Genomic DNA, 12,823 nt, shown 5'->3' with positions numbered 1-12,823 from the left:
CTGACGAAGAACAGGAGCGAAAAGGACCAAAAAATCGCCCAAAGCACACACGAAAACGAACACATCAAGCCAAGAAAAACTTTTTGGAGAAATTCAAAACAGCTTCTTAATCTGTGTAATCTGTGGTGAAATAACATATACCATGGAACACGTAAGAAAGCCTGAATGGCTCAAGATACAAATCGGTGCCAATGCCCGTTATGCCGATACCAAACGCATCGTAGATACACACAAGCTGCACACCATTTGCTCCAGCGGGCGCTGCCCGAATCTGGGTGAATGTTGGGGAAAAGGAACCGCTACCTTCATGATTGGCGGAGCCATCTGTACACGTTCGTGCAAGTTCTGCAATACCCAAAGCGGAAAGCCGCTTCCGCTCGACCCGGAAGAGCCCCGGCACGTAGCGGAGTCTATCCGTCTGATGAAGCTGGACCATGCAGTCATAACCTCGGTAGACAGAGACGATTTGCCCGACTTGGGATCCGCACATTGGGCAGAGACCATCCGGTGCATTAAGGAAATGAACCCTGATACCACCCTTGAAACACTTATTCCGGATTTTCAGGGGCGTGCCGAACTTATCCGGCTTGTCATCCATGCGTATCCCGATATCATTTCACACAATCTGGAAACCGTAAGGCGCATCACCCCACTGGTGCGGAGTGTAGCTACATACGAACGGAGCCTGCAAGTGATACGGATGATAGCCGAAAGCGGAATTACGGCAAAGTCGGGCATAATGGTCGGTTTAGGAGAGACACCGGAAGAAGTAGAACAGACGATGGATGACCTGCTTGCATGCGGATGCAAGATTCTGACTATCGGTCAATATCTCCAGCCAAGCCGGAAGCATTATCCCGTAGCGGCATACATCACTCCCGGGCAATTCCAGAAGTATAAAGAGATAGGCGAAGAAAAAGGATTCTCTACCGTAGAGAGCGGTCCGTTGGTCCGCTCCTCGTATCATGCGGAAAAACACATCCGGTTCACTTGATAAACGCAACCGCCTGCGATGGCTGATGCAAGCGGTTGGGATGTCCGATGCAGCCGCTTGCGTAGGGCAATACATACGGATGCGTTCCGCATGCGTTTATCCGTTCCGTCATCCGGGGCGAAAAGCCTCATTTATAAATTAAGAAGATGCAGGGGATTTTAGACAAATCGGGCAAATGTCCTTTCCATTCCCGGATGGTCTTTGTCTTGATGTATTCGCCTTCACACGTGATGTTGGCGGCTATGCAAAGCTTGGTTTGCGGGCGGCAGGTCTTTAAGATATCCTCTGCCATTTTATTATTCCGGTACGGAGTCTCGATGAACAATTGGGTCTGGGATTCGCCGTAAATGCGCTGTTCCAGTTCTTTTATACGTTTTATGCGCTCGGAAGGGTCGATGGGTAAATAACCGTGGAAAGCAAAGCTTTGTCCGTTGAAGCCCGAACCCATTACCGACAGGATGATAGAAGAAGGGCCTACCAGCGGAACGACCTTTAGGTTTTTGCGCTGGGCAATAGCCACGACATCGGCTCCCGGGTCGGCTACGGCAGGGCATCCGGCTTCTGAAATTACCCCCATCGGATGTCCTTCTTCCAAAGGACGGAGATAGCCCGACACCACTTCCGGAGCGGTGTGCTTGTTCAGCGGATAAAAAGCCAGCCCGTCGATATCGATGTCCCGGTCTACTTTCTTCAGGAAACGCCGTGCCGAACGCACGTCTTCTACAATAAAATGCTTGATTTGTAAAATGATTTCTTTGTTATAGGAAGGAAGAACACGTTCGATAGCCGTGTCACCCAATGTAACCGGCAATAAATATAATGCTGTATCCATACTTTAAAAAACTAATTAGGTAAAGCCGTCCCTTATTCGAGTGTCAGCTCTCTGAAATCTTCACACTCCAGCAAAGCTTCGACAGATACATCCGGATGCTCTTTCATGTACTTATCCGTCAATTGCATCCCCAACCATACTCCTACAATAGGAGGTATAGGCTCTCCTTTTAAAATAATATTAGGGTCAGGATGCGTGTAAGCACGAATTACCATCGGGTCGGTACTCGACAAATGTCCCCGGCGTACCATCCAGTCCCACAGTTTCTTCCCATTCTTCTTACACCAGTCTGTTTCAGCCTTGGTATAACCCAGCATTTCTGCATCCGAAGAATACCCCAGGATTTTTCGCACCAGCCAATTGATTTTTCCTTGATGCATCATCACATCGAAAAGAGTACGATGACCTGTTTCCCATCCAAACGGATACAGACTTACCAAATAAAAAGTAAAACAATCGGGAAGTATACGTTCGGGGGTCATCGAGCGGCGCTGGTATGCATAATAATAACGTTTGTACAAAGGATAATCCTCGCCCATATACTTATCCAGACTGATTCCCAACAAACTGTCCCCTACTACCACCGACTGGTTCAAAGCAGAAATTTGAGCATACACCTGCGGAACCGGAAGCGAAGGAATTTCTTTCTTCAAACGCTTGAACCCCTCGGTCAGCCGTTCCTCTATCGGTGTCATATCACTGAACTTCTCTTCCGCCTCTTCCATCAAACGAAGTAAGACCGAATCGGAATAATAAGTACACAAACGTTCGTTAATGTCTGGTGCATCCACGCTGCCCAACATCAGCACATCTTCAATAAGGATGCGCGTAGCCTGCGGATAATCCATATTCATTTTCTGAATAGCTGAAATGCTATTCATGACGGTCGCCTCATATTGTAAACGGTCATAACGAAAAACTTTTATCCTTCTGTCAGACAAAGCGTCACCGCTTTGCATATCTGACTGACAGGATGCAAAGGCAATGACGCTTAATAATATGAATAAAAGTTTTTTCATTCAGAAATGATTATTTATCCGTAAATGATATTTCCATTTTCGTCCTTATATTCATCGAGGCCTTTTTCATAAGTTGCCATTGCACGCAAACTCATGCCTACACTTGAAAAACCTCCGTCGTGATACAGGTTCTGCATGGTCACCTTACGGGTCAGGTCAGAGAACATCACGATGCAATAGTCTGCACATTCGTCTGCCGAAGCGTTGCCCAGCGGAGACATGCGGTTGGCAAAGTCGAACAGTTTGTCCATGCCTTTCACTCCCGAACCTGCGGTAGTCATCGTCGGCGACTGGGAAATCGTATTGATACGTACGTTGTGCTCGCGTCCGTAAATGTATCCGAAGCTGCGTGCGATAGATTCCAGCAATGCCTTTGCGTCTGCCATGTCGTTATAGCCGTAGAATGTGCGTTGTGCAGCTACATAACTCAAGGCTACAATCGAACCGTACTCGTTGATGGCATTCAGTTTTTTCGCGCTCTGAATCATCTTGTGGAACGAAACAGCTGAAATATCCAGCGTCTTGTTCAACATGTCGTAATCCAGATCATCGTATGTACGTTTCTTACGCACGTTGGGCGACATACCGATAGAGTGCAATACAAAGTCTATTTTACCGCCCAATATTTCCATCGAACGCTTGAACACGTTTTCCAAATCTTCCACACTCGTTGCATCAGCCGGTATTACCTCACAATTCAGTTTTTCAGCCAAAGCTGATATTTCTCCCATACGGACTGCTACCGGAGTATTGGACAATGTTATCACAGCCCCTTCCTCTACAGCCTTTTCTGCTACTTTCCATGCGATAGACTGCTCGTTCAAGGCACCGAATACAATACCTCTTTTTCCTTTTAATAAATTATAACTCATACGTCTTAAACTATAAATTCGGGACAAAGATACAAACATTTCCATTAATCGAACTATTTTCAACAAACGAAATAGCAAATATGAACAATTTTACCTGCCAAGTGATTAAATTATCCATTCTCCAACCAATTTTTGCGCATAAAAGTTCCACATCCGCCCATTTTTTTTACCTATTCAGTCAAAATATTCACATGAGTCTAAACGAAAAGCACTACATTTGTGAATATTATCATACCTTGATGCAAAACTCAAAAAAACATAAGAATATGATTAAATTTAACACGTTACGACATTACTTGCTTTCTGTAGGAATAGCAACTTTTATTGGTACTGGAACCACAAAGGCACAGGCAAATACGCCCATTATCCCGGATGATGTGTATAGCAACCTGCCATTCCAAATGACCAAAGTGCAACAACCCGTGTTTCCCGCCTATTCCCGTTCGATAACTGAGTTCGGTGCTACTGCCGACGGGACCACGCTCAACACGGAAGCATTTGCTCAAACCATCGAAGCCGTATCCCGACAAGGAGGAGGTACCGTGATAGTACCGGCAGGTTTGTGGCTTACCGGACCTATCGTACTGAAAAGCAATATCAACCTGCACTTGGAAGAAAATGCTCTGGTGCTCTTTACAGCCGACCACACACAATATCCCATTATCAAGACTTCATTCGAAGGACTGGAGACACGACGGTGCCAATCGCCCATATCTGCCAACGGTGCTGAAAACATAGCCATCACAGGCAAAGGTGTAATAGACGGGAACGGAGACACTTGGCGCCCCGTAAAGAAAAGCAAGATGACTTCATCACAATGGAATAAACTGGTCGCTTCGGGAGGCGTACTCAATGAAAAAGGAGATATATGGTACCCAAGCGAAGGTTCTATTAAAGGAGCCAATGCATGTAAAGACTTCAATGTGCCCGAAGGTATCGAAACCGATGAGGAATGGGCCAGTATCCGCGACTGGTTACGCCCCGTGCTGCTGAGCCTCATCAAGTGCAAGAAAGTAATGCTCGAAGGAGTAACCTTCAAAAACTCACCCAGCTGGTGTCTGCATCCCCTCTCATGCGAAGACCTGACCATTACAGGAATCAGCGTATCCAATCCCTGGTACTCACAAAACGGAGATGCACTCGACATTGAATCGTGCAATCGTGTACTGGTACTCGGCAGCAGCTTTGACGCGGGAGACGACGGTATCTGCATCAAGTCGGGTAAGGACGAAAGCGGACGCCTGCGCGGCGAACCCTGTCAAAACGTAATTATCCGCAACAACGTGGTACTGCACGGACACGGCGGATTTGTAGTAGGTAGTGAAATGTCTGGAGGAGTAAAAAACATTTATGTAGACAACTGCTCTTTCCTTGGTACCGATGTAGGCTTGCGTTTCAAGAGTACACGCGGTCGTGGCGGGGTAGTGGAAAACATTCACATCAATAACATCAACATGATTAATATCCCGAACGAGGCACTTATCTTCGACTTGTTCTATGGTGGTAATGCACCGGGTGAAGGAAATGCTTCGGGTGCTCCGAAAGAGGAAGTTGTGCCTCCGGTAACCGAGGAGACTCCGGCATTCCGTGATATCTTCATCAAGAATGTCACCGCAAAGAATGTAGGACGTGCTGTATTGTTCAACGGACTTCCCGAAATGCCTATCAAGAACATTTTCCTGGAGAATGTAACCATTTCCGATGCAAAGGACGGCGTGACATTGAACCGTGCCGAAAACGCGACCCTGAAGAATGTGAAAGTTATCACGACCAAAGGTGGCGATAACCTGAAGATGATGGGGGTAACCAACATTACCGTAGGAGATAAGAAGTACGAAAAAATCGGAAATAAAGCCGAGTCTTATAAATTCTGATTGCATTATCATTAGGTACCGGTTGGCATGCACGTATTAAAAAGCCTCTCCACGCTTAGTTGCTAGCCAACGGGTACCTAGTTGCCTAAATAAATTGACACTTATGAAAACATTCGCTATTATTGGCTTAGCATGGCTGGCTGGAAGTATCTCTGCTTCCGCACAAAGCTCAGAGAAAACATTTCAAGTGATTGTGGAAAATCCTTGGCAGACTGAAAAGGCCGATGAGCCTGTCGTAATAGACCTTCATACGTTGAAAACAGGGTTTACAGTAAAATCAGCAGTTGTATCCGACGGAACTTCTGAAATACCCTCCCAGTTGGACGATATGAATGGCGATACCCGTGCCGACGAGCTGGCATTTGTCATCGACGTACCTGCACAAGGCAAAAAGACACTGACCGTCACGCTTTCTCCGAAAAAGAGCGATAAGGTATATCCCGCACGTGTTTTTGCCGAAATGTTGTTCCGTACTTCCAAGAAAAACCAATATGCCAAAGGGTATGCCATTTATGCCGATGGAAACGCTTATACGTATACCATTCAGCAACATCACGGCATCGCTTTCGAAAGCGAGCTGGTAGCATACCGCATTTATTTCAACGAAAAGCAGACCACAGACCTTTATGGCAAATTCCGCAAAGGACTGGAAATCGAGGAAAGCCAGTTTTATCCTACCGATGAGCAATTGAAGCGGGGATTCGGGGATGACGTCATCAAGGTGAACAATAGTTGCGGAGCCGGAACGCTCCGGGGATGGGACGGCACGCAGACTACCATGATTCAGCCCGTTGACATCCGTGGCCAGCGGATTCTTGCCGACGGTCCGGTACGTACCGTAGTAGATGCCGAAGTGAAAGGCTGGCAATATCAGGGTAAAGAACTGAATATGATAAACCGTTACACCCTCTATGCCGGACACCGTGATGCACAGGTGGATGTGATTTTTGATGCTCCGCTGACCGATGAAGTATTTGCTACCGGTGTGCAAAACATAACCGGACATGCCGCAATGTATTCCGACCATGAAGGACTCGTAGCAAGCTGGGGAACCGATTGGCCCGTAAACGATACGGTGAAGTATAAAAAGGAAACGGTAGGTCTTGCTACGTATATCCCTAAGAAACTGGTCGTAAAAGAAACCGCCGACAAGGAGAACTTCCTTTATACCGTGAGCGCTCCCGGCGAAAGTTCATTCCGTTATTACACGTCGTTTACATCGTGCAAGGAAACTTTTGGATATCCGACCAAAGAAAAATGGTTTGCCTACGTGCAAGAATGGAAGAAGTATTTGGAACAGCCTGTTAAGATACAAGTCATCGAGTAAGCAAGGTTGCGGTGTGCTGCCCATACTCCGGCATTTGACCTAAAGTATAAAGAATCATAAAATTTGACCGGCAGGGAAGGTAAACCGCATATCTCAATCGTAATAGGCAAAAAGTGAAATCTAAATTGTAAACCGTAAATTGTAAATGTACAAGATGAAACAACTTTTACTCTCAATCCTGCTGGGAGGCTGTGCGCTTCCTGCGCTGCACGCCCAAGATAACTATGTTTCGGAAGTATGGGTGGCCGACCAAGGTGACGGAACGTATAAAAATCCGGTTCTTTATGCCGACTATTCCGACCCCGATGTTATCCGTGTGGGCGAAGATTATTACCTCACTTCATCCAGTTTCGGATGTTTGCCCGGACTTCAGGTGCTTCATTCCAAAGACTTGGTGAACTGGAGTTTCGCAGGTGTTGCAGTGCCTCATGCCTTGCCTCCTGTAACCGATACTGCCCCTCAGCACGGAAACCGTGTATGGGCTCCCTGCATCCGTCATCATAACGGAGAGTTTTATATCTTTTGGGGAGACCCCGATCAAGGTATCTTTATGGTGAAAGCCAAGGATGTGAAAGGACCGTGGTGCGAACCGGTATTGGTGAAAGCAGCCAAGGGAATTATTGACACCACTCCGCTTTGGGACGAAGACGGACGTGTGTATCTTGCTCACGCTTACGCCGGAAGCCGTGCCGGACTGAAGAGCGTCATTGCCGTATGCGAATTGAGCGCCGATGCCACCCGTACCATCGGACCCTCACGAATCGTATTCGACGGACACGAAGCGCACGAAACCTGCGAAGGTCCCAAGTTCTACAAACGCAATGGATATTATTACATGTTTTTCCCTGCCGGTGGAGTACCGACGGGCTGGCAGGTAGTAGCACGCTCGAAAAACGTATATGGCCCTTACGAATGGCGTACCGTGATGGCACAAGGCGACAGCCCTGTCAACGGTCCTCACCAAGGCGGATGGGTAGACACACCTACAGGCGAAGACTGGTTCATGCATTTTCAGGATGTAGGTGCGGCAGGACGCCTTGTACACCTCCAGCCGATGAAATGGGTGAACGATTGGCCCGTTATCGGTGAAGATAAAGACGGAGACGGATGCGGTGACCCTGTATTGACTTGGAAAAAACCGAATGTGGGAAAAACTTATCCGATTTGCACTCCGCAGGAAAGTGATGAATTCAACACCAATATTCTTGGCTTGCAATGGCAATGGAACGCAAATATCAACGATAAGTGGCACTTTTGCGATGAGGAACACGGGTGCCTGCGCCTCTATTCTTATCCAGTAACAGAAAACTACAAGAGCTTGTGGGATGTGCCCAATATGCTGCTCCAAAAGTTCCCTGCACCGAGTTTCAAGGCAACCATGAAACTGAAGTTCGCTCCTATCGCTAAATACAAAGGCGAACGCACCGGACTGGTGGTGATGGGTATGGACTATGCCGGAATCATTCTTGAGAACACGGAAAGCGGACTGGTGCTCTCGCAAGTGGAATGCAAGAAGGCAGACCGTGGAGGAACAGAAACCGTCAATGCCAGTGTGCCTCTGAAAGAAAACGAAATCTACCTGCGTGCCGAAATCATTTCTACCGGTGAAAAGATAAGCAAAAGCGAAGGCGGACACGACCTTGTCGTAATGTGCCAGATGAGTTATAGCACGAATGGAAAGAAATTCCAGAAATTAGGCAAACCTTTCCAAGTAAAAGAAGGCAAATGGATAGGTGCCAAGGTGGGTACTTTCTGCACCCGTCCTGCTATCGTCACCAATGACGGAGGATGGGCAGACATAGACTGGTTCCACATTACGAAAGAATAAGGAACTGTTTTGGATTTCTACAAAATATAGGTCTATCGCTGTAAGATTAATAATCTTCAGGCTGCAAGATTATTAATCTTACAAGCGGAAGATTATTAATCTTACACCAGACGAAGTCATCTGTCGTCTCTAAGAGCCTGTCGTTTAAAAATCCCAATAAAGCAAGATTCTACCAGATTAATTTAAAACAGACTCTAAGCTGCCGCAAGCATACAAATCGTTTTATGAATGTCCTTTAGATTTGCCGATGCAGTCGTTTTAGGAGCAGATATTGGCTAAAGGATATTCATAAATCGTTTTTATTCTTGTGGCAGCCTTTTTATGCCACATGGTAGAGACAATACAAAATATTCAAGGAAAAGACACCCCTATATAACGTCACTGTTTCTTGTCCGATTCACACTATTTACGGTCGATACTTCACCTTTTAAGAAAAACGAAGTACAAAAAATCACACCCTATTGTTTTATTGGTTATTTTTGTCGCCCAAAAACTAAATGAAGATGAAAAGAGCCTGTTATTGTTTCCCATACCTCAATCTGTGGTTGCTGCTTACCTTTATAGCTGCCGGCACTTTGTATATGCAAGCTCAAAAATGGCTTCCATCCGATTCACTTTTCGCACATTACCTGCAAAACAAAGGATATAAAATTATCAACAACAACCAATTTACCCTTTTACCCAGTGGACGGGAAAAGTTTGACCATTTATTTGCCGAAATACGCAAAGCAAAACAACATATCCATTTAGAGTATTTCAATTTCCGGAATGATTCCATAGCCAATGCCCTATTCGACTTGCTTGCCCTAAAAACAAAAGAGGGAGTCGAGGTACGTGCCATGTTTGATGCTTTCGGAAATATGTCGAACAACCGGCCATTACGCAAACGCCATTTGAATGCATTGAGGGAAAAAGGTATCGATATCGTCACGTTTGACCCCATTACCTTCCCCTACTTCAACCATATCGCCAGCCGTGACCACCAAAAAATCGTGGTCATCGACGGCAAAACCGGTTATACCGGCGGAATGAACATTGCCGACTATTACATCAACGGACTACCTAAAATCGGAGCGTGGCGAGACATGCACCTCTGCATCAAAGGCCCTGCCGTAAACGAATTACAACATGCATTTGTAGACACATGGGAAAAAGAAACCGGACAAGAAATCAAAGGACAAACCTATTTCCCTTTCAATACCGACTCACTTAATGCCCCACCCCGACACGCCGGAGGACAAGTGGCAATCGTGCAACGCATCCCCAAGACTCATCCCGAAGCTATGCGGCACGCTTATATTGCCGCCATTGATGCCGCCCAATATAAGATACAACTCATCAATCCTTATTTTACCCCCACGATAAGTGTAAGACGTGCCATCGAACGGGCTTTGGAACGAGGAGTAAAAGTGGAAATTATGATTCCAGGCAAATCGGACATCTCATTTACCCCCGATGCCGGATTTTATTTTGCCAACAAGTTACGCAAGAAAGGTGCACGCATTTATATTTACAACGGAGGGTTTCACCATTCGAAAGTAATGATGGTAGACGACCGTTTCTGCACGATAGGAAGCACCAACCTGAACAGCCGGAGCCTGCGCTACGACTATGAAATCAATGCTTTCCTATTCGATCTTCCCATTACCGACCAATTGGTGCAAATTTTCAATCAGGACAAACGGAACAGTACAGTGATGACCAAAGATGTCTATAAAGACCGTACACCCTGGAAACGCTTCATAGGCTGGTTTGCCCATCTGTTTACACCGGTACTTTGAAATCCGGAATGCCAAGCAGGTTCCGGCAAATGCAAGAACAGCCTCGAAAAAGTATAAAATTTAATGAAATCTATGGTGCGAATGCAAGATTTTTCTTATTTTTGTCATTATATAGCATTATAACAGACAAAAGAATGAAAGTAATCAATTTGATAAAATCCTCGGAAAAGACCGCATTTTCGTTCGAGATTCTGCCTCCGCTTAAAGGGACAGGCATTGAAAAAGTATATGAAACCATCGATCTTCTCCGCGAGTTCGACCCGAAATACATCAACATAACTACTCACCGAAGCGAATACGTCTACACCGAACTGGGTAATGGATTGTTCGAGCGAAAACGTGTGCGACGCCGTCCGGGAACCGTAGCCGTTGCAGCCGCTATCCAGAACAAATATGGCATCCCGGTAGTTCCTCACGTATTATGCAGTGGGTTCACACGCGAAGATATCGAATACATGCTGCTTGACCTGCAATTCTTAGGCATCACTGACCTGCTGGTGCTACGAGGTGACAAGGCAAAACACCAATCTGTATTTACCCCCGAACCTGGCGGATATAGCCATGCCATCGAACTGGAAAATCAGATAAATGACTTCAACCGTGGAATTTTCATCGATGGTTCACCCATTAAGGAACCGGTACATCCGTTCGGTTACGGAGTAGCATGTTATCCCGAAAAGCACGAAGAAGCCCCCAATATGGAACAGGACATCTACTGGCTGAAACAAAAAATAGAATCAGGTGCACAATATGCTGTAACGCAACTATTCTATGACAATGCAAAATACTTTGCATTTGTCGACCGCCTCCGTGCCGAAGGGATAAACGTCCCCATCATTCCAGGCATCAAGCCTTTCGGAAAACTTTCGCAACTGTCTGTCATTCCGAAAACCTTTAAAGTAGACCTGCCACAGACACTGGTAGCAGAAGCTATGAAATGCCATACCGATGCAGAAGCTGCCGAACTGGGTGTGGAATGGTGCATCAATCAATGCCGGGAATTAATGAGACATGGAGTTCCAAGTATCCATTTTTATACCGTAGGCGCCGCACAAAGTGTGAGCCGTGTAGCCAAAGCCATATACTGACATGTATCTGAAAGACATCATAGGACAAACCGAAGCCAAACAACACCTCCTGACATTGGTGCATGAAACACGTGTGCCTCATGCCATGTTGCTTTACGGTCCGCCGGGAAGTGGAAAACTCCCCCTTGCCATAGCTTTTGCCCGATACCTGACCTGTGATAATCCGGGGTCAGACGACGCATGCGGACACTGTCCTTCATGTCTGATGATGAACAAACTGGCACACCCTGACGTGCATTTTGCTTTTCCGGTAGTAAAGAAAAAAAGCGGACGTGACACTGTATCAGCAGATTATCTGGATGCATGGCGTCAACAATTGCTTGACACTCCTTACTTTAACCTGCAAATGTGGCTGGAACGAATGGGAACCGAAAACCAACAAGCACAAATATTTGTGAGCGAAAGTGACGAAATCCAACGAAGTCTTGCACTCAAACCCTCTCGCAGCAAATACAAAATAATGATTATCTGGCTGCCTGAAAAGATGAATGCCGAATGCGGCAACAAGCTACTCAAACTATTGGAAGAGCCGCCGGCTCACACGGTATTCCTGATGGTAAGTGAAATGCCCGATGCCCTTATGCCTACGCTAGTCAGTCGTATGCAGCGTTTTCGACTCCCCCCCTTGCCCGAAGAAGAAATTGCCTCGATGCTGGCTTCACGCTATATGCTCACCCCTGAAGACAGCAACGAAATAGCCCACTTATCGGAAGGAAGTATCATTGCAGCGATAGGAAACATCCGGCTAAGTGAAGAACGACGTTTGTTTTTCGACCTGTTCACTTCATTGATGCGCCTTGCATACGCCCGGCGATTAAAAGAACTGAAAGCATGGAGCGAACAAGTAGCTGCACTGGGACGTGAACGGCAAAAAAGCTTTTTAGACTATAGCGAACGGATGCTACGCGAAAATTTTATCTACAACTTCCATCATCCGGAAATGAACTACATGGCGCGTGAAGAAAAACAGTTTGCCACTCGTTTTGCCCCGTATATCAATGAACGAAACGTTATGGGCATTTTTGGTGAATTGCAAGAAGCAGCCCGGCATATCGAACAAAACGCGAATCCGAAATTCGTGTTCTTTGATTTCGTGCTGAAAATAATTGTATGGTTAGTGAAAAAATAAACGGTTAGTTTGTAAGTTCTTAAGTTAATCAGTTGATTAGTTAAAAACTCAAGAACTCAAGAACTCAAGAACTTAAAAA

The 12,823-nt window shown here is 46.1% G+C and carries 10 protein-coding genes; 7 read left to right on the top strand and 3 right to left on the bottom strand.

The window, feature by feature from the left end; translation table 11 throughout:
* Nucleotides 1–142: 142 nt before the first annotated feature.
* Nucleotides 143–994 (top strand): lipoyl synthase, encoded by an 852-nt coding sequence (lipA, locus tag B5F71_RS10035; RefSeq protein ID WP_087209840.1) that lies wholly within the window; start codon nt 143–145, stop codon nt 992–994.
* A gap of 127 nt (nt 995–1,121) precedes the next feature.
* Here lipA and B5F71_RS10030 read toward each other — a convergent pair whose 3' ends face one another.
* The 3 genes from B5F71_RS10030 to B5F71_RS10020 are packed head-to-tail and all read right to left on the bottom strand — an operon-like array spanning nt 1,122 to nt 3,717.
* A complete protein-coding gene (locus B5F71_RS10030; RefSeq protein ID WP_013617660.1) occupies nt 1,122–1,826 on the bottom strand; it encodes an SAM-dependent methyltransferase in 705 nt (234 codons plus the stop codon).
* A 32-nt stretch (nt 1,827–1,858) separates the two neighbouring features.
* The gene (locus tag B5F71_RS10025) at nt 1,859–2,845 is read right to left on the bottom strand and encodes a gliding motility lipoprotein GldB (RefSeq protein WP_087209837.1); all 987 of its coding nucleotides are present in this window, start codon (nt 2,843–2,845) and stop codon (nt 1,859–1,861) included.
* A gap of 14 nt (nt 2,846–2,859) precedes the next feature.
* Nucleotides 2,860–3,717 (bottom strand): enoyl-ACP reductase, encoded by an 858-nt coding sequence (locus B5F71_RS10020; RefSeq protein WP_087209834.1) that lies wholly within the window; start codon nt 3,715–3,717, stop codon nt 2,860–2,862.
* A 266-nt stretch (nt 3,718–3,983) separates the two neighbouring features.
* Between B5F71_RS10020 and B5F71_RS10015 the strand changes: the two genes are divergently transcribed.
* The 6 genes from B5F71_RS10015 (at nt 3,984) to B5F71_RS09990 (ending at nt 12,744) form a co-directional block, all read left to right on the top strand.
* Nucleotides 3,984–5,591, top strand: coding sequence for a glycoside hydrolase family 28 protein (locus tag B5F71_RS10015; RefSeq protein ID WP_022039786.1), 1,608 nt, complete (start codon nt 3,984–3,986; stop codon nt 5,589–5,591).
* Between the two features lie 103 nt (nt 5,592–5,694).
* Nucleotides 5,695–6,918, top strand: coding sequence for a DUF4861 domain-containing protein (locus B5F71_RS10010; protein ID WP_087209831.1), 1,224 nt, complete (start codon nt 5,695–5,697; stop codon nt 6,916–6,918).
* A 154-nt stretch (nt 6,919–7,072) separates the two neighbouring features.
* Complete coding sequence (locus B5F71_RS10005) at nt 7,073–8,746, top strand: glycoside hydrolase 43 family protein (protein ID WP_087209846.1); 1,674 nt, start codon at nt 7,073–7,075, stop codon at nt 8,744–8,746.
* Nucleotides 8,747–9,327: 581 nt separating this feature from the next.
* Nucleotides 9,328–10,527, top strand: a complete 1,200-nt coding sequence (gene cls / locus B5F71_RS10000; RefSeq protein ID WP_225226492.1) for a cardiolipin synthase — start codon at nt 9,328–9,330, stop codon at nt 10,525–10,527.
* Between the two features lie 134 nt (nt 10,528–10,661).
* On the top strand, nt 10,662–11,615 hold the full coding sequence (metF, locus tag B5F71_RS09995) for a methylenetetrahydrofolate reductase [NAD(P)H] (RefSeq protein WP_022039782.1): 954 nt from the start codon (nt 10,662–10,664) through the stop codon (nt 11,613–11,615).
* Between the two features lies 1 nt (nt 11,616).
* A complete protein-coding gene (locus tag B5F71_RS09990) occupies nt 11,617–12,744 on the top strand; it encodes a DNA polymerase III subunit delta (RefSeq protein WP_087209827.1) in 1,128 nt (375 codons plus the stop codon).
* Nucleotides 12,745–12,823: the final 79 nt, after the last annotated feature.

Source organism: Bacteroides sp. An269, assembly GCF_002159755.1.
In the GTDB taxonomy this organism is placed as follows: domain Bacteria; phylum Bacteroidota; class Bacteroidia; order Bacteroidales; family Bacteroidaceae; genus Phocaeicola; species Phocaeicola intestinalis.
Note: the sequence above shows the minus strand (reverse complement) of the source record. Positions and strands in the feature narration are given on the sequence as shown.

Coding starts and splice junctions, on each gene's coding strand:
- B5F71_RS10015 (WP_022039786.1), top strand. CDS start 3,984: ATGATTAAATTTAACACGTTACGACATTACTTGCTTTCTGTAGGAATA.
- B5F71_RS10025 (WP_087209837.1), bottom strand. CDS start 2,845: ATGAAAAAACTTTTATTCATATTATTAAGCGTCATTGCCTTTGCATCC.
- B5F71_RS09990 (WP_087209827.1), top strand. CDS start 11,617: ATGTATCTGAAAGACATCATAGGACAAACCGAAGCCAAACAACACCTC.
- B5F71_RS10020 (WP_087209834.1), bottom strand. CDS start 3,717: ATGAGTTATAATTTATTAAAAGGAAAAAGAGGTATTGTATTCGGTGCC.
- metF (WP_022039782.1), top strand. CDS start 10,662: ATGAAAGTAATCAATTTGATAAAATCCTCGGAAAAGACCGCATTTTCG.
- B5F71_RS10005 (WP_087209846.1), top strand. CDS start 7,073: ATGAAACAACTTTTACTCTCAATCCTGCTGGGAGGCTGTGCGCTTCCT.
- lipA (WP_087209840.1), top strand. CDS start 143: ATGGAACACGTAAGAAAGCCTGAATGGCTCAAGATACAAATCGGTGCC.
- cls (WP_225226492.1), top strand. CDS start 9,328: ATGCAAGCTCAAAAATGGCTTCCATCCGATTCACTTTTCGCACATTAC.
- B5F71_RS10010 (WP_087209831.1), top strand. CDS start 5,695: ATGAAAACATTCGCTATTATTGGCTTAGCATGGCTGGCTGGAAGTATC.
- B5F71_RS10030 (WP_013617660.1), bottom strand. CDS start 1,826: ATGGATACAGCATTATATTTATTGCCGGTTACATTGGGTGACACGGCT.